Source organism: Cupriavidus sp. IDO, assembly GCF_000812465.1.
In the GTDB taxonomy this organism is placed as follows: domain Bacteria; phylum Pseudomonadota; class Gammaproteobacteria; order Burkholderiales; family Burkholderiaceae; genus Cupriavidus.
The window spans coordinates 1-17,524 of the sequence record NZ_JWMA01000080.1 but is presented as its reverse complement, the minus strand read 5'-3'; the positions used below and the strand labels follow the sequence as shown (position 1 = coordinate 17,524).

Annotated in this window: 13 protein-coding genes and 4 pseudogenes; 8 read left to right on the top strand and 9 right to left on the bottom strand. The window is 62.1% G+C overall.

The genetic code is table 11. The features are described from left to right. Nucleotides 1-115: 115 nt before the first annotated feature. From RM96_RS22585 to RM96_RS22575, 3 genes and pseudogenes are all read right to left on the bottom strand, one after another. On the bottom strand, nucleotides 116-523 hold the full coding sequence (locus RM96_RS22585; RefSeq protein ID WP_039013833.1) for an Hsp20/alpha crystallin family protein: 408 nt from the start codon (nucleotides 521-523) through the stop codon (nucleotides 116-118). Nucleotides 524-538: 15 nt separating this feature from the next. Continuing rightward, a pseudogene (locus tag RM96_RS22580) lies at nucleotides 539-977 on the bottom strand (Hsp20/alpha crystallin family protein). An 873-nt stretch (nucleotides 978-1,850) separates the two neighbouring features. Beyond that, nucleotides 1,851-2,039, bottom strand: a pseudogene (locus tag RM96_RS22575) (tyrosine-type recombinase/integrase); the annotation flags it as partial. Nucleotides 2,040-2,268: 229 nt separating this feature from the next. Between RM96_RS22575 and RM96_RS22570 the strand changes: the two are divergent. The 6 genes and pseudogenes from RM96_RS22570 to RM96_RS37500 form a co-directional block, all read left to right on the top strand. Continuing rightward, the gene (locus tag RM96_RS22570; protein ID WP_039013830.1) at nucleotides 2,269-3,156 is read left to right on the top strand and encodes a LysR substrate-binding domain-containing protein; all 888 of its coding nucleotides are present in this window, start codon (nucleotides 2,269-2,271) and stop codon (nucleotides 3,154-3,156) included. Between the two features lie 170 nt (nucleotides 3,157-3,326). Continuing rightward, the gene (locus RM96_RS22565; protein ID WP_039013828.1) at nucleotides 3,327-4,076 is read left to right on the top strand and encodes an SDR family NAD(P)-dependent oxidoreductase; all 750 of its coding nucleotides are present in this window, start codon (nucleotides 3,327-3,329) and stop codon (nucleotides 4,074-4,076) included. 82 nt (nucleotides 4,077-4,158) lie between these two features. After that, nucleotides 4,159-5,487, top strand: coding sequence for an MFS transporter (locus RM96_RS22560; RefSeq protein WP_039013827.1), 1,329 nt, complete (start codon nucleotides 4,159-4,161; stop codon nucleotides 5,485-5,487). Between the two features lie 41 nt (nucleotides 5,488-5,528). Then, nucleotides 5,529-6,374: a transketolase gene (locus RM96_RS22555; protein ID WP_039013825.1), complete on the top strand. Its 846-nt coding sequence runs from the start codon at nucleotides 5,529-5,531 to the stop codon at nucleotides 6,372-6,374. Then, nucleotides 6,371-7,411: a transketolase family protein gene (locus RM96_RS22550; protein ID WP_052279665.1), complete on the top strand. Its 1,041-nt coding sequence runs from the start codon at nucleotides 6,371-6,373 to the stop codon at nucleotides 7,409-7,411. Before RM96_RS22555 ends, RM96_RS22550 begins: the two co-directional genes overlap by 4 nt. 972 nt (nucleotides 7,412-8,383) lie before the next feature. Continuing rightward, nucleotides 8,384-8,536 (top strand): annotated as a pseudogene (locus RM96_RS37500) (IS5/IS1182 family transposase); the annotation flags it as partial. Nucleotides 8,537-8,566: 30 nt separating this feature from the next. On the opposite strand, the gene RM96_RS22545 reads toward RM96_RS37500, so the two are convergent. From RM96_RS22545 to RM96_RS22520, 6 genes are all read right to left on the bottom strand, one after another. Beyond that, on the bottom strand, nucleotides 8,567-9,859 hold the full coding sequence (locus RM96_RS22545; RefSeq protein ID WP_039013824.1) for a D-amino acid dehydrogenase: 1,293 nt from the start codon (nucleotides 9,857-9,859) through the stop codon (nucleotides 8,567-8,569). A gap of 56 nt (nucleotides 9,860-9,915) precedes the next feature. After that, complete coding sequence (locus RM96_RS22540) at nucleotides 9,916-10,518, bottom strand: anion permease (RefSeq protein WP_238587370.1); 603 nt, start codon at nucleotides 10,516-10,518, stop codon at nucleotides 9,916-9,918. A gap of 51 nt (nucleotides 10,519-10,569) precedes the next feature. Then, entirely contained in the window at nucleotides 10,570-11,517 is a 948-nt protein-coding gene (locus tag RM96_RS22535; RefSeq protein ID WP_039013823.1) for a lactate/malate family dehydrogenase, read from the bottom strand. Between the two features lie 580 nt (nucleotides 11,518-12,097). Next, nucleotides 12,098-13,147 (bottom strand): NAD(P)-dependent alcohol dehydrogenase, encoded by a 1,050-nt coding sequence (locus RM96_RS22530; RefSeq protein WP_039013821.1) that lies wholly within the window; start codon nucleotides 13,145-13,147, stop codon nucleotides 12,098-12,100. A gap of 23 nt (nucleotides 13,148-13,170) precedes the next feature. Next, on the bottom strand, nucleotides 13,171-14,301 hold the full coding sequence (locus RM96_RS22525; RefSeq protein WP_039013820.1) for an MFS transporter: 1,131 nt from the start codon (nucleotides 14,299-14,301) through the stop codon (nucleotides 13,171-13,173). A gap of 372 nt (nucleotides 14,302-14,673) precedes the next feature. Further along, complete coding sequence (locus tag RM96_RS22520; RefSeq protein WP_039013819.1) at nucleotides 14,674-15,579, bottom strand: LysR family transcriptional regulator; 906 nt, start codon at nucleotides 15,577-15,579, stop codon at nucleotides 14,674-14,676. A 225-nt stretch (nucleotides 15,580-15,804) separates the two neighbouring features. Here RM96_RS22520 and RM96_RS22515 point away from each other — a divergent pair, with 225 nt between their 5' ends. Then, complete coding sequence (locus tag RM96_RS22515; protein ID WP_082016666.1) at nucleotides 15,805-16,221, top strand: (R)-mandelonitrile lyase; 417 nt, start codon at nucleotides 15,805-15,807, stop codon at nucleotides 16,219-16,221. A 77-nt stretch (nucleotides 16,222-16,298) separates the two neighbouring features. Beyond that, nucleotides 16,299-17,524: pseudogene (locus RM96_RS37490) on the top strand (ISKra4 family transposase); the annotation flags it as partial.

The window sequence follows — 17,524 nt, the reverse complement described above, 5'->3', positions numbered from 1 at the left end:
GTCCTGCCGCGCCAGCTAGCCGGCGCGGCAGGATGTGGCGATGGACTGTCCAACACAATCCGCCAGGGCACGGCGGCGCCCGCGCAGGCGCCACCGTTGGCGGCCCGCAGACGCGCTAAGCCACGGTGACTGCAATCCGGCGCGGACGGGCCTCATCGCGACGCGGAATCGTCAGCTTCAGCACGCCGTCCTGCAAATTGGCCTCGATCTTCGACGCGTCAAGGTCGGGGCTCAGTGAGAAAGCGCGCGCAAAGTGCGGCTGGCGAATCTCCGCGTGTTGCACTCGCAGTCCGGGAGGTGTGGGCACGACCGCTTCCGCCTCGATATGGAGGTTGCCATCGTGGACATTCACCTCGAGCTTGTCCTTGGTCACACCCGGAAGGTCAGCCCAGAGGGTGACGCCACTGCTATCCTCGACAATGTCGACTGCGGGGAGCAGGGTCATCGTCGGTGCCGACCTGTCCTCCTGGCTTTTTGCCAATGCGTTCCGGTCGCGCTCAACCACTTGGGTCGTCTCGTTCATGGCATTCTCCTGGCGTTATTGGACCGTGATCGCCCGAGGCTTTGAGGCTTCCCGCTTGCCAACACTGATGGACAGACAGCCGTTGGCATAGCGCGCCTGGACTTTGTCGGGGTCGGCGCTCTGCGGTAGTTCGACGACGCGCCGGAACGTGCCGACGAATCGCTCCTGCGCATACGGCCGAACCTCCGGATCGTCCTCCGAGTACGCCGCTTCACGCTCGCCGCTGATGGTTAGCAGGCCCTTGTCGATCGACACCTCGAACTTGTCCTGCTTGATGCCCGGTGCGAAGGCGACGACTTCTATGGAGTCGTCCGTGGTACCGATATTGACGGGCGGAAATGCCCCGAAGCGGCCGGAGCGGAGGCTGGATAAAACCGCCGAACAAACTCGCCATTTGCCTTTGCATGCGGTCGAGTTCGTTGAAGAGGTCGGTTCCAAAGAAGAGATCACTCATGGTCGTATCCTCCTTAGACACAGCAAGGAGGCGACGGGGCATACGCGCTCCCACCCGCCTGCCAAGCTGCTGGCAAACAAACAGAAACACGCAGCGCGCAACGTCGCGACTGCCTGAGCGAAAATAAAATAGTAAGTGCGCAGCCAAATTTCAAGAGGAAGACCTGCGAATTTCCTCTGAAAGATGCCAGCCGCGCCTACGTGGCATGCACGGCCTTTTGGCCTGCTTCGGTGCAGAGGCTCTGCGAGGGGCTTCGTTGCTCGTCGAAGTCTTGAAGTGCAGTTTTGGGCCAGCAGAGCAAAGAGTTGTGCGGATTTCGGATTGACGGCCATGTCTGACCACGATGCAACCCTTCGGAACGGCGCTTCGCAATTGGTGCCGGAGTCATTGCCCCGTGCCCCGGACCGTGCAAGGCAGCGGTGCCCATATTGCGTCCCTCCGGGCACACTTGTCCCACTTCCTGTCCGGTCCAATTCACCCGGGATGCGCCTTGGACCAGGCAAATCCTGCCTAGATGCGACTATGGGAGGCTGCTCTGACTTGAGCACAGCCTGCGGCGTGGCTGTCACGGTAGCGGTCCTACTCTCGGAGGTCATTGCAGTGAAATAGCGCAGGAAAAAAGCGGTCTACGCCCGTCGTCGACGTTTTCTGTCGCCGTTGCAGCCCGGGCCGATGCTCAACGAGAGGGAAGGATGCAAGCGATATTCGCCAGAGGCTAAACACAGCGGCCAGTGATGGTCGTAGCCCGTCAATACGTCGTTGACGGTATCCAAGTTGAAGTGGGAGACCTGGTAACCGTTTCGCGTACTGGGTCAGGATGTGACGTTTGGTACCCGCCTATCCGGTCCTGGGGAAGGGCTGGGCAGCTGGCCCCATCGCCTGGCACACGCTGGCGGGCGACAGCGGCCCGGCAAACGGGCGCCAGTCCGGGTGGGTGCGCGCGAGCTTCTTGCTCCCGGCCAGGACCCAGCACGCGGCCGGTTGCGGATCGGCCAGGAAGCGCTCATAGGCCAGCAGGTCCTCGTGCGTGAGGGAGGGCTGCAGCTTGCCGAGCTGCAGCACGAGAGCGACCGGCCGAATCGGTCGGGAGCAAGGCATGTCCGGATGTCGGCCGAGGACGTCGAGGGGTGCTGATCAGATGGTCGCATTCGCAAATCTGAATGTGTGCCCCCGGTAGCGGACCGAGGTTTCATCGAGTCGAAGTAGAATCCCCGGATGTTCATGAGCGTGATCGGACCGCGCAATTTCGCGGCGCAATTCTGGCCCGATCCACCAGCCATCCCCCCAAGCCATGCGGATTCCACCTGTGAAGGCAATCATCGCCTTCGAGAGCGTTGCCAGAACAAAGAGCGTCAGCCGGGCATCGGAGGAGTTGGGCTTGACGGCATCCGCTGTCAGCCACCAGATCAGCAATCTCGAGGAGGCGCTCGGCCAGGCGCTCTTCTTCCGACAGGGACGTGGACTGGTCCTGACGCCTGTGGGTGAGCAGTACCTGCGGGACATCACGGGTGTGCTTGCTGACCTGAATCGCGCGACCGAGCGCGCTTCCAGCCCGGCGAACGTCGAGATCCTCCGGGTCCATTCGAGTCCCAGCTTCGGCCTGATGTGGCTGTTACCGCGGCTGGAATCGTTCCAGGCAGACAATGATGACATCCAGTTGAATCTGTCCTGCTCCTATGAGGACGTTTCTTTCACGAGCGGGTACTACGACGTGGACATCCGCCACGGTTATGCACATTGGCGCGATATCCAGGTCAAGACCCTGCGCCGGGAGACCATTGCGCCGCTCGCCTCGCCGGCCTACCTCGCCAAGCATCCGATATCATCACCGGCTGATTTGCTCGCGCACCGCCTCATCTATTCGGAGACCCCCCTTGTCCAATGGCAGCAATGGTTTGCGAGGTTCGGCGTCCCGGCCGCCCACAAGACGTTCGATTTCACCTTCGACCGCTCGTATATGTCGCTCGAGACAGCGGCGCTGGGGCTTGGGGTGGCGCTGGAAAGCACGCTGCTGGCGTCGGTTCTGATCGGTAAGGGTTTCCTTGTGCCGGTGTTCGACGACGCCCATGCGATCGAGGTTGGCAGTCACCATCTCGTCTATCCCGCGCAGAACGCCGACCTGCCGCGCGTGGCGCGCTTCCTGGCCTGGATGGAGCGCCAGTTGCCGGCGCCGCGCTGAGCGCCAGAGGCGGCAGTCCGGGTCAGGGAAGTGCCGCCCGCGGCGCCCGCCCTGAAGCCCTCCCGCATTACCTGAAAATTTCTCAGCAATAGCTGAGTCAGACCGCGTTGATCGGAAGGCGGCCAGCGACAACACTCGACCCATCAAATCCAATGTCAAAGGAGACAAAGATGCTGGTCGAGAATAACGTAGTCATCATCACGGGCGCGGCCTCCCCACGCGGTATCGGCAAAGCCACCGCCAAGGCATTTGCAGCCCAGGGCGCCACCGTGGTCATCCTGGACCTGCGCCTGGAAGACGCCCAAGCCGCCGCCGGCGAGCTGGGTGACCAGCACCTCGGGCTGGCTTGCGATGTGACGGACAAGGCCGCCTGCGAGCGCGCGGTCCAGGCCGTGCTGCTGCGCTATGGGCGCATTGACGCGCTCGTCAACAATGCCGGCATTACCCAGCCGGTGCGCACGCTCGATATCCAGGCCGCCAACTACGACGCCGTGCTGGACGTGAACCTGCGCGGCACCCTGTACATGTCGCAGGCCGTGCTGCCGCAGATGCGCAAGCAACAGCGCGGCAGCATCGTCTGCATGTCGTCAGTCTCCGCGCAGCGCGGCGGCGGGATCTTCGGCGGTCCGCACTACAGCGCAGCCAAGGCCGGCGTGCTGGGGCTGGCGCGCGCCATGGCGCGCGAGTTCGGGCCGGACGGGATCCGCGTCAACGCGATCACGCCGGGCCTGATCCAGACCGATATCACCGGCGACAAGCTCACCCCCGAGATGCGCGCCGACATCATCAAGGGCATCCCGCTGGGCCGCCTGGGCAATGCCGCCGACGTGGCCAATGCCTGCGTGTTCCTGGCCAGCGACATGTCGGCCTACCTGACCGGCATCACGCTCGACGTCAATGGCGGCATGCTGATCCACTAAATTCAAGTCAAGCCGCCCGCAGAGGCGGAACATCTGACAGCCGGTGCGCCGCGGCGCGGCGCAACCAGGCAGGAGACAACCGATGAAGACCAAATACGCGGCTTCGCCCATCGGCGGCGAAGCGACGCTGCACGCCGATTCCGCCACCTTCGAGACCCGCACCTACGCCAAGGTGGTGAAGCGGCTGATCCCGTTCCTGATGCTGTGCTACCTGGGCGCCTACCTGGACCGGGTCAATGTCGGCTTTGCCAAGCTGCAGATGCTGAGCGATCTGCAGTTCAGCGAGACCATCTACGGCCTGGGCGCCGGCATCTTCTTCCTCGGCTACTTCATCTTTGAAGTGCCGAGCAACGTGATCCTCCACAAGGTTGGCGCCAAGCGCTGGCTGGCGCGGATCATGCTGACCTGGGCCGTGATCTCCGCCTGCTTCGCCTTTGTCAGTACGCCAACCCAGTTCTACATCCTGCGCTTCCTGCTGGGCGCGGCCGAGGCCGGTTTCGCGCCCGGCGTGATCCTGTACATGACCTACTGGTTCCCGTCGGAGCGCCGCGCCAAGGCCTTGTCCCTGTTCTTCATGGCGATCCCGCTGGCGGGCATCGTGGGCGGGCCGCTGTCGGGCTACATCCTGCATGCCTTCCACGGCGTGGGCGACCTGGCCGGCTGGAAGTGGCTGTTCCTGATCGAGGCCCTGCCGTCGCTGTTCCTGGGCGTGGCCATCCTGTTCTACCTGGACAACGGCATCGACCAGGCGCACTGGCTCACCGACGCCGAGAAGACGCTGCTCAAGCGCAATATCGAAGGCGATAATGCGCAGAAGACGCAACACATGTCCATCCGCGCCTTCATGGGCGACCGCCGGCTGTGGCTGATGGCCGGGATCTACTTCTGCGTGGTGCTGGGCCAGTACGGCCTGACCTTCTGGCTGCCCACGATCATCCGCAAGGCCGGCGTGGCCGATCCGCTGTGGGTGGGCATCTACACCGCGCTGCCGTACCTGTGCGCCATCGTGGCCCTGCCGCTGGTCGGCATGAGCGCAGACCGCCACCGCGAGCGCCGTTTCCACCTGATCGTGCCGATGGTGGTCGCCGCCGCCGGGTTTGCCGCTTTGCCCATGCTGGGCAGTGTCAGCGCATCGCTGGTGTGCCTGTGCATCGCCGCGGCCGGCATCCTGGCCTCGTCCTCGCAGTTCTGGGCGTTGCCCACCGCACTGCTGGGCGGCATGTCAGCCGCAGCGGGGATTGCCGCAGTCAACTGCGTGGCCAACCTGGCCGGCTTCTTTTCGCCCGCCATCGTGGGCTGGCTCAACGACCTGACCGGCAAGTCCACCGCCGGGCTGGTGTTTATCTCGGCCACCGTCGTCTTCGGTGCGATGCTGGTCTTCCTGGTACCGGCCCGGTCCGTGAACCGCTGATACCCCCTTCTTTGAAACTCAAATCGTTTGCAGGAGACACCATGCAACAAGCTACCACCGACAAGGCCGTGTCCTTGCGGGAACGCGCCTACCGCATCCGCCGCAACGCCTTGCTGATGGGCGAAGTCCAGGGCCAGGGCTATATCGGCCAGGCGCTCGATATCGCCGACGTGCTCGCCGTGGCCTACTTCGACGCCATGCGCTACCGCCCGCAAGACCCCAAATGGGAAGGGCGCGACCGCTTCCTGCTGTCCAACGGCCACTACGCCATCGCGCTGTACGCGGCGCTGCTGGAAGCCGGCATCCTGCCTGCGGAAGAGCTGGAGACGTATGGCAGCGACGACAGCCGCCTGCCGATGTCGGGCATGGCCAGCTACACGCCCGGCATGGAGATGTCCGGCGGCTCGCTGGGGCAGGGGCTGACCATTGCCGTGGGCCGTTGCCTGGGCCTCAAGCGCAAGGGCTCGGACAATTTCGTCTACACGCTGTTCTCCGACGGCGAGCTGGATGAGGGGGCGATCTGGGAGGGCATCCTCTCTGCCGCCCACTGGAAGCTGGACAACCTGATCGCCGTGGTCGACGTCAACAACCAGCAGGCCGATGGTCCCTCCACCCAGATCATGGCGTTCGAGCCGCTGGTGCCCAAGCTGGAAGCGTTCGGCTGGTTCACGCAGCGCGTGGACGGCAACGACATCGACGCCGTGGCCGCCGCCTTCCGCGCGGCGCGCGAGCACCGCGGCGCGCAGCCGCGCATGATCATCTGCGATACGCGCATGGGGTGCGGCGTGCCGTTCCTCGAACAGCGCGAGAAGAACCACTTTATCCGTGTGGATGCCCACGAATGGCAACTCGCATTGCAGGCCCTGGAAGCCGGGAGACAAGCATGAGCAAAACCAACCCCACCAACGCCAACGCCAACGCCAACGCCAACGCCACCGGCGCCAGGCCCAAGCTGAAGACCTCGGCGATGATCGCCTCTATCGCCGGGGAAGGGCAGGCGACAAGATCGGCCCCGTTCGGCCACGCCCTGGTAGAACTGGGCCGGCACAAGCAGAACGTGATCGGCATGACTGCCGACCTGGGCAAGTACACCGACCTGCATCTCTTTGCCCAGGCCTTCCCGGAGCGCTATTACCAGATGGGCATGGCCGAGCAGCTCCTGATGGGCGCCGCCGCCGGCTTCGCGCATGAGGGCGCGCAGCCCTTCGTCACCACCTATGCGGTCTTCGCGACGCGGCGCGCCTATGATTTCATGCACCAGACCATCGCTGAAGACAACCTCGACGTGAAGATCGTCTGCGCACTGCCAGGGCTTACCACCGGCTACGGCCCCAGCCACCAGGCCGCCGAAGACCTGGCGCTGATGCGCGCCATGCCAAACATGACCGTAATCGACCCGTGCGACGCCATCGACATCGAGCAGATGGTGCCGGCCATTGCCGCCCACAACGGGCCGGTGTACGCGCGCCTGCTGCGCGGCAATGTCCCGGTGGTGCTGAACGAGTACGACTACAAGTTCGAGCTGGGCAAGGGCAAGCTGCTGCGCGACGGCGCCGAAGTGCTGGTGATCTCGTCGGGCATCATGACCATGCGCGCGCTGGAGGTGGCCAAGGTGCTGGAGAAGGATCGCATCGGCGTGGCGGTGCTGCACGTGCCGACCATCAAGCCGCTGGACACCGAGACCATCCTGCGCGAGGCCAGGCGAAAAGGGCGCTTGGTGGTGGTCGCCGAGAACCACACCGTCATCGGCGGCCTCGGGGAAGCGGTGGCGACGACGCTGATGCAAGTTGGCATCTCTGTGCCGTTTCGGCAGGTGGGGTTGCCGGACGCGTTCCTGGATGCCGGGGCGCTGCCCACATTGCACGATCGCTATGGCATTTCGGCGAACGTGATGGGTGACGCCATCAAGCGGTGGATTGAGTAGCGATCAGTGGCGGACCGAGACGCGATATCTGCCGGGACAATGCCCGCAGGTGGTGATTGCTTTCGGTCCGTTTTTGCTGCGCTCGCGCGGCATCGAGCGATGCCGCGAGCATCCTGATGAGCGCCTACCCGAGCCGGTACGTGAGTGAATCACCTGGCGTGAAGTGTAGTAGAGATGCTCCTCCAAATCTGAGTGAAAAATCCGGAAAATCAACAACTTAGCGATTCGTCCGTACTAACATTACTACGATTTTTCAAGTAGTAATGTTGTTACCATCCGCCTGCGAGAAGTAATGTTGATCCGATCGCAGGTCCGTCGCCTGGTCACATCTTTACTACGCTTCACACTGACTACGCGGCTTCGATCTCGTTCAGTAAAAGGAGCGTTCTCGCGCGTCATGGCCTAAATAGCTGGAATCTAAGGCGCTGAACAAAAAGCCGGACCGCCTTGTCGCCGCGTGACAGTAGGAGCGGAGGGGACACGTGCTCCCCGAACTGCAGCATTAAAGGAGAGTCGTGAGACGGTGAAATGGGCGCATCAGGGCGCGTATCAACTTTACTACCCAAACGGAACATCATTACTACACTTCACGATTGTTTTGCACTGAAAAGCTACGCTCGCAAGAATGATGAGCGCGGCTCGCACGAATGACGATCTTCAACAACAGCTGGACGACGATTCGGACACTTAAATGCAATTAATCGCCAAGTTTGACCTACGAACGCAAATGCTGGCTGGCATGAGGCCGTTCCCCCTCGGACTAGAGGACAGCCATCAGCGTTGCGGCGTATAATTTCACTTTCATGAAATAACCTGGCGAGCGGCCTCCACGCTGACTTCCCTTCTTCTCGGCACCGGTCTCCTGCCGCGACCACGCCCTGATCCGACGCCACCTTCGCGCGCGACGATTCGCACCATTTCATCAACTGGGCGACCGCATTCGAGTAACCCGCGCACGGGAAGGGATGCCCATTTGTACCGAAGTCACATCCGCTGCGCCCGATCCGCTCGATGGTCAATCAGGCGCTGGCGAAAATGGACCGGCTGTTCGCCGAAATGTATGAGGCGGACGTTAAGGGCGGCCGCCCGAGCATCGCGCCGGAGAAGTTGCTGAGAGCGATGTTGCCAGCGGATGCCGATGACTTGATGCGTCGATTAATTGAATTCGAAGTTGGTCGGTGCGACCGGTTCACCGGTGTACCTAAAGACGTTCAGGTCGTCGTGGCGAATAGCCGGTTGTCTGCCAGAGACAAGATCCGCGAGAAGCTGGGCCGAACCGCAGGACATCGTCCAGCCAAGCGTACCGTGGCCGGTGTTCAGATAAAGATTGGGCAAGGCAGTAATTCCGACAATGGGTGTGCCGTCTGGTGTCATCGGGCGAAGGCCGGTCCAGAATGAAGCCTTGGTGGTGTCTCCGCCGCCCGGGAACAGATCATTGACACACATTTCCAGGGTTTCCCTTCGCGTCTCCCTCAGCCGTTTGTCGAATCCCACAATCTCGGCCATGCCGCCAACACGAATGCGTTTGTCGAAACGCGTGATTGCAATCTTGTAGGTCTCGTCAAGCACGGTTGAAACCGGAGCGCGACTCTCGTCAATGATGGGGGCTGTAATCGAGTAACCCTTGAGCGGATATACCGGGATTCGAACGATTCCAGAAAGAAAATGGGTCGAGTACGAGCCAAAAGCCACGACAAACGCATCAGCATGGACGAGCCTGGTGCCGTGCCGTACCCCGACAACCTTGCCACCTTCGACAACCAGCGCGTCAACCGGAGTGTTGTAGCGGAAGGTTACGCCGGCCTCTGCTGCGAGGGTGGCGAGGCGCGTGGTGAACAACTGGCAATCACCGGTTTCATCGCCCGGCAAGCGCAGTCCGCCCGTCAGCTTGTGTGCCGTGATAGCAAGCGCTGGTTCAGCGCGCGCGAGTTCGGACTGTGTCAGAAGCTCATATGGAATGTTGGCCTCCTTTAGCACCGCGATGTCTTTGGCTGCCCCGTCTAGCTGCTGCTGTGTGCGAAATACCTGGAGCGTGCCACCTGTGCGGCCCTCATATTGAATGCCGGTATCCGAGCGTAGCGCCTTCAGGCAGTCGCGACTGTACTCGGCAAGCCGAACCATGCGATTCTTGTTGATGGCATATCGCTCGGCTGTGCAATTCTGCAGCATCTGCCACATCCATTGAAGCTGGAACTGCTTGTCCGCATCATCAGGCCGGATGGCGAGCGGCGCGTGCTTCTGGAACATCCACTTGACCGCTTTCAGTGGCACACCGGGCGCTGCCCATGGCGCTGCGTAACCGGGTGAAATCTGCCCGGCATTGGCAAAGCTGGTCTCGAGCGCCGGACCTTGCTCGCGGTCAATGACCGTCACTTCGTGGCCTGCACGCGCGAGATAGTACGCGCTCGTTACGCCAACGACACCACTGCCCAGTACTACGACTCGCATACCGATCCCCAATAACGATGATCAAGATGAAATAGTTATTTAATGTTCCCAGCGTATCAAACGAGAGCCCCGTACCGTCTCAAACGTGCCCGAGGAGCTGCCACCAAAGCGGGCCGACGACCAGCCAGACAACCATGTAGATGAGGCTCATCAGGAAGCCAGCCTTCCACCATTCCCCCTGGGTGACATAGCCGGCGCCGAACATGACCGGACCGGAGCCGATGCCGTAGTCCCAGGGTTCGCTTACCCAACAGCCGCATGAACAGAAGTGCGATGCGGCGCCCCAGGCCGGTCTTTATCACGCCTCGGGAGATGAAGAAGGCGAGCATCACCAGCCAGACGAGGTCCGTGCCGGTGGATTTGGTGACATCGGCAAAGGACACGACGCCAACGAACACGCCCACCGTCGCGCCGATAATGGCTACCGCCGCCATCGGCAGAGGGGCGGTCATGATGCCGGCAATGGTGGCGACGAACACGGCGAACATGTGCCACGCCTTCGTCTCGAGGCCGGCCGGCGCCGGCAGGAACCAGAGGACGATGCCGATGCCCACCGGGACGAGAAATTTCCAGAGATGTCTGAGATGCCCTACCGGTGGCGCCGATTTCGTCGCGGTTGAGCTTGTGGGCGGCGGAGCCTTAGCGGGTGATACATCCATGATTAACTCCTGGCGGCGTTGTTCAGTTTGTCCGGAGCGTGCGCAATGTCCCTACCGGTTCTGGAGCACGCTGTCGGTTGCCTCCTTGACGATGCGAGCACTGCGCCGCAGGGCCTCGCGCTCGGTGGGGTTGAGTTCCGGATACGCCAGTAACTGCGCTCCGCCGCCATTGACCACCATCGGCAGCGACAAACATACCTCTGGTACGCCTTCGACCTTGGCATGCACGATGCCGACCGTGAGAATGAGGTCGGTGTTGTGCACGATGGCCTGACAAATTCGCCCAATCGCACTGGCGATCCCATAGTGGGTCGCGCCCTTGCCTTCCTTGATGAGCTTGGCAGCCTCGTGCACGGAGCGCAGGATCAGATCGCGGCTGGCAGGGCCCAGCTCCTTGCCGCTTTTGGCCAGGAACGTTTCGAGGGGCATGCCGGAGACCGTCGCGCCGGCCCAGTCGATCACCGCGGATTCGCCGTGTTCGCCGAGAACGTAGGCGTGAATCCCAGGCGCCACGACGCCCAGCCGCTCGGAGAGAAGCGATCGCAGTCGCCCGGTGTCGAGGGAGGTGCCGGTGCTGATAACGCGCTCCCGCGCGCAGCGCAGGCGGTCAAAAACGACGGCGGCCAACACATCGCAGGGGTTGGTCGCGATGACGTAGATCGCATCCGGGGCCAATGGTGCAGTGCGATCCACGATCTCCGCCGCGATGCCCGCATTGGTTTTGGCCAGGTCCAGACGAGTCCGCCCTGGCTTCACACCGACGCCGGCGGTGATCACGATGATGTCCGCGTCGCGCGCGTTCTCGTAATCACCGGCATAGAAGCGGTTGTGTCCCCAGAATGCTACAGCGTGGGCGAGGTCCAGCGCCTGCCCTTCGGCCCGCACTCGCGCAACATCGATGATGACGATCTCTGCGCTCGGGATGGTTACCGCTGCAAACAAGGCCGCCGACCCGCCAACCAGTCCTGCGCCGACGATGACGATCTTGGGTTGCCGCATAGCATACCTCCGTCGTGCCTGGATATTCGAATACCTAAACCAGGCGCCAGTCCGTGCGCGAGCCAACTTAAAAGTGGAGCAAAAGCCGCGCGGCCAGGCGGATAACCTTCCGTATGCTATGGTTTATATGACCTTTTCGGTAGGAGCGCCAGTGTGGCGCCGGCGCCGCCGAACGATGGGATGCGACCAGATGGTACTGGTACGCTTGAGCATGACGCTAACGATGGCCGGCACCGCGGTTGGCCTGTGGCTGCGTCCATGGCCATTTCGGCCGTTCGCATGGACTGCGTCGAATGGCAGAGGCTGGCTGTCGGACGGATGCATGCGCCGAAAATGCCATCGTCTCTGACCGACCCATGGCGGACACACATCCGCCCGCCAGCGGACATCCGCCTACGATCATATTGGCTAACGATGCCAAAGCCTTGTTCTTCCACCTGATGGGCGGCTGCTCGGGCGCAGCGCCTTTCCGCGGCGCCGAGCGTTCAGTAACGCTCGCTCACTGCCCCCGCACGTGGATGAGCGAACGAAAACTCGGTCTCTGACGCGCAATCGGCGTGACCGTCCGACTCGGCAGCAATCAGGCAGCAAGCGACGCGCAGTCGATGACAAATCGATACTTGACGTCTCCCCTGAGCATGCGCTCGTACGCCCGGTTTATCTCGTCAGCGCGAATCTTCTCGATGTCGGCCACGATGGCGTGTTTAGCACAGAAATCGAGCATCTCCTGCGTTTCAGGAATGCCCCCAATCATGGAGCCGGCCAGACTGCGGCGCTTCATGATCAGGTTGAATACCTGGGTCGATGGGTGAGGTGTGGCGGGGGCGCCGACCAGCGCCATTGTTCCATCGCGCTTCAGTAGCGCAAAGAAGGGATCGAGGTCGTGCGGAGCCGCGACGGTATTGAGGATGAAGTCCAGACTCGCAGCGCGCGACGACATTTCCTCCTCATTACGGGACACCACTACCTCGCGTGCGCCCAGCGCCAGGGCGTCTTGTCGCTTCGACTCCGATGTAGTGAAGGCCACCACACGCGCGCCCATTGCATGAGCCAGCTTGATGCCCATGTGCCCGAGGCCGCCAATGCCCACGACGCCAACCTTGTGCCCGGGGCCGACGTTCCAATGGCGCAGGGGCGAATACGTCGTGATACCGGCGCACAGGAGCGGCGCTACAGCCGCGAGATCAGCCTCCGGATGGCGAACGCGAAGCACGTAGCGTTCATGCACGACAATCTGCTGAGAATAGCCCCCGAGCGTGTGGCCTGGGGCGTCTTCGGTCGGTCCGTTGTACGTGCCAACCATGTGGTCGCAGTAATTCTCCAGCCCATCGTCGCAGTCGGCGCAGTGCCTGCAACTGTCGACGATGCAGCCAACGCCGACCAGATCGCCAATCGCGAAGGCCGATACATGGGCGCCAACTGCCGAAACGCGGCCGACGATCTCGTGTCCGGGCACGCATGGATAGAGTGTGCCAGCCCATTCCGAACGCACCTGGTGGATGTCGGAATGGCACACGCCGCAATAGGCAATGTCGATCTGGATATCGTGCGCACCCGGTGCGCGCCGAGTGATGCCGATGGATTCAAGCGGACGATCGGCGGCGTGAGCGCCATAGGCATGGATAGTCATGGAAGATTCTCCTAAAGATTTTCTCAGGTGGCCTGTGCGGTCTCGGCACGAGCCGTCATCAATGCAAGGCCGGCTGCGAGCAGCAACAGCGCGGCGCTAGCTTCGAGCGTGCTGCGATAGCCCAGGGTGTCGAACAGCACGCCGCCAATCGTGGAACCCATTGCGATGGAGAGCTGGACGACGGCCACCATAAGGCCTCCGCCTGCCTCGGCGTGGTGCGGGAACGTGCGGGTGATCCAACTCCACCACCCGACGGGTGCCGCCGTGGCTACCAGACCCCATAGCGCCAGCAGCGCGATGACGGCAGCGGTATGGTGACCAAAGGCGACCAGCGCCAGGGCGATGGCGGCCATCAATGACGGAATGGCAATGAGCGTCATGTAGAACGCGCGCTTCAATACTGTCCCGATCAACATGGTGCCGACGAATCCGGCCATGCCGATCGCCAGCAGGATCAGGGACAACGTCGATGCATCAACCCGCGTCACGGTTTCGAGGAATGGCCGGATGTAGGTGAACAGCGTGAACTGCCCGGAGAAAAACACACCCGCCGCCAGCATGCCGAACGCCACCACAGGGCGCCGCAGATGGGTGAATACATGACTCGACCTTTCACTACGGGACGCCACCGGCATGGCGGGCAGGCTGATCCATTGCCAGGCGAGGGCGAACAAGGCAACCGGCACCAGGCAATAGAACGCCCCGCGCCAGCCAACGATCGCGCCCAGATAGCTGCCGAGCGGCGCGGCTACGACGGTGGCCAGTGCATTGCCGCCGTTGAAGACGGCCAGCGCCCGTGGCACCTGGTGCGCCGGCACCAGCCGCATGGCCGTGGCTGCCGACATCGACCAGAATCCTCCGACAACCACACCGATCAGCGCGCGTCCGGTCATGTAGGCGAAGTACGTCGGTGCCACCGCGATGATGGCGCCAGACAATGCCATGACGCCTGTGAGCCCGAGGAGCAGGGTCTTGCGGTCGATGCTGCCGGCCAGCGTCGAAATGAAGAGGCTCGTGACAACGGCAAAGGCGCCGGAGATCGCGATGCCCTGGCCTGCCATGCCTTCCGTGACATGCAGGTCCGCTGCCATCGGGGTCAGCAGGCTCACCGGCATGAACTCCGATGCGATCAATGCAAAGACACAGAGCGTCATCGCGAAGACGCCGCTCCAGTGGGCCTGCGGATGTGCGGAGCGATCTGCGGAATGGTGCCGGGTTGAAGCGCCGGGCTGTCTGGCGTCGAGATGGGGCGAGGAGGGCGCTGCCTGATGTAAAACTGGTTTTTCCATTGGCCATATTTTCGCGAGAAGCGGCTCGCGCGACTAGCCCATCCATAGTGGATGCCCTTATGAGGAGCATTCATAGACCGCGCGCGGCAAACCTACTCTCGACGGTATCCAGCCGCCTGGCAGCGTGGGCGATCCGCCGCCCGTACCGCCGGTGGCGCCGGCGCTGTGCAATGCGATCTTCGCGGCCACTGGCCAGCGGATCCGCTCGCTGCCGATCCGCAACCAGCTTGCGCCAGCCTAGCGTGCGCCCTCCGGGCGGTATCGGATGGCGTCGATGACGATCTTGAGGGCGCGCGAGGACTGGCGGCGGCTTGGATAGAACGCGTGGTAGCCGGGGAAGGTCGGGCACCAGTCTTCCATCACCCGGACCAGCCGTCCCGCCTCCACGTAGGGCTGGACCATGGGCCAGGGCAGGAACGTCAGTCCGAAGCCGTCCAGCGCGGCATTCAGCATCTGGTTGACGCTGTTGCAGATGACCTGGCCCTCCACGCGCGCCTGCAGCTTCTTGGCTCCCTTGGCCAGTTCCCATGCATAGAGCCCACCGCTCGTGGAAAGCCGCAGGTTGATGCATCGGTGGGCCAGCAAGTCACGCGGCGTGGTGGGCTTGTCACGGCCCTTGAAGTACGCAGGGGTGCCGACGATGGCCATCTTCACGTCGGGGCTGATGCGCACTGCAATCATGTCCTTCTCGATCTGGTCGCCAAAGCGCACGCCAATGTCATATCGCTCGCCGACGATATTGGTGAGTCCATAGTCGACGGTCAGTTCGACGTTCAGGTCGGGGTACTGCGGGAGCACCTTGGCCAGGCGTGGCCAGATGATGGCATCGATCGGATGGTCGACGGACGTGATGCGGATCGTTCCCGCCGGCCGATCGCCAAGTTCGGCCACTGCGGACAGCTCCGCTTCGATTTCCTCGAATTTTGGACCTAGCGACTGGATCAGCCATTCGCCGGCGTCGGTCGTAGACACGCTGCGCGTGGTCCGGGTCAGCAGCCGTACGCCCAACCTGGCTTCCAGGCCGCGGATGGTGTGGCTTAGCGCCGACTGCGTGACGCCAAGCCGGGCGGCCGCGCGCGTGAAGCTGCGTTCCTTGGCAACGGTGATCAATGCAAGCAGGTCGTTCAGGTTATGGCGGGGCATGGACGGGCTTTCTTTTGCGACTCGAGCCAGGCAGGCGAGCGGCCTGCGGCCTGTATGGAGCTATGAAGGCATTTCATGAATGCCTCCGCTATTGTTCAGTCCGGAGCGTGTCATGCGCAAGCATTTTCATGAGGCGATCCGAATGCGTCATTTGGACGTCCCGCATCATTCGAACCGAGTCGATTATTTCCATCATCGCTGCGAAACAAACCGAAGCTATCCAACATGATTACAGTGACACAGCCCTGCCAACAATCGTCCGGTGAAGGGCCGGCTGCCTATTTCACGGGGAGCGTCCGAGTCGATGCGCACTTCCAGGCCGAAGCGCCGGCACGCGTCGGCGGGGCGACGGTCACATTCGCTCCGGGAGCACGGACGGCCTGGCATAGTCACCCATTGGGCCAGACGCTCCTGGTTGTCGCCGGTGTCGGCGTTGTGCAGCAATGGGGCGAGCCGGCCCAGACAATCCGCCCTGGCGACCTTGTCTGGATTCCGCCGAACACCAAGCACTGGCACGGCGCCACAGGCTCAGTCACCATGGCACACATCGCTATTGCTGAAGTGCTGGAGGGGACGGCGGTGGAGTGGATGGAGCAGGTGAGCTCTCAGCAGTACGGCCACGCGCTAACTCACGTTTCGTGAGAGGGAGCGTTAAAAACCTTGGGGGTTGAAGGCAGGGCACATAGGATTCCGGCAGATCGCGTCCGCCGGAGACCAAGATGAAAATCACCATTCGCGTTGAGGTCACCACGGATTATGGCGAAACTGCCACATTTGAGATCTGCAAGATTGACCGCCCTTATCGCGAACTTGAACCGGCGAAAGTCGGCCTGTCACTGGCTGAAGGGAAAGACGTACTGCACGAGCTGCAAAAGATAATGGTGGCAATGCAGGCTGAAGAAGTCTGCATGCTGCGACGATTTTGCACTCGCTGTCACCGTTTCCTCGACCTCAAAGATCGACGGATTCGCAAGGTAGACACAGTTTTTGGTACCGTGCCGTTTCGCAGTGCTCGGATTATTTGCTGTCCGTGCGGGACACCCTCCCAATGGAGTTCCCGTATAGCCCGATGACGGAGTACGTCCCGGAGCGCGCGACCAGCGAGTTGCTCGCGCTTGAAGCCAAGCTGTCGGCACAGATGCCTTATCGGCAGGTCGTCTCAATGATGCGCGAGTTCCTACCTGTTCGAAAGACGCTGAACCATGTGGCCATGCAAGTGGGGCGCTACGGGCGGGTACACGCATCGAGGCTGTTCAGCCGGTGATGCACCAAACCTCTAGCGAGGATACGGAATGGACTCTGACTATAGATGGAGGCTTCGTTCGAGGCCGGCGCAAATCAGAATGTTCGAGCTTTGAAGTTCTGACGGGGCGTCTGACGGCCAAAGACCAGGCTTCCCACGTATTCGCATTCGTGAGAAACAAGTTGCCGGATATTGCCGAGCGTCTCGCCGCCTTCGTACGAGCGGCATCAAGAACCGATCGTCCGCGGCTGTCTGTCATCACCGATGGCTCCAATGGACTTCAGCCCATCGCCGACCGACTGCCGTTTTCGTGCACGCCTGTGCTCGACTGGTTTCATATTTCGATGCGCGTGAGATATCTTGAGCAGATTGTTAAGGGCATGCGTGCTAGCACGGAAACGGAAAAAGCTGCTCGACGTGTGTTGATTTCCCGCATCGAAAAACTTCGCTGGTGCTTCTGGCATGCCAAGCTCGAGAAGGCCAAAAATCGGATGCAGGGCATCCTGACAATCTGTCGGGTGATCGTGCCTGAAACGCCTGGCGTTGCCGACAGCCTCGCACAGCTGGACTACCGGGCCCGAGAGCTTGTTGCATATGTCGATGTGAATGGCGGGGCGACAATCAATTACGGAGCACGACATCGTCAAAACAAGCCCATCTCAACCGCGCCGGCCGAATCTGCGGTCAATCAGGTGCTGAACC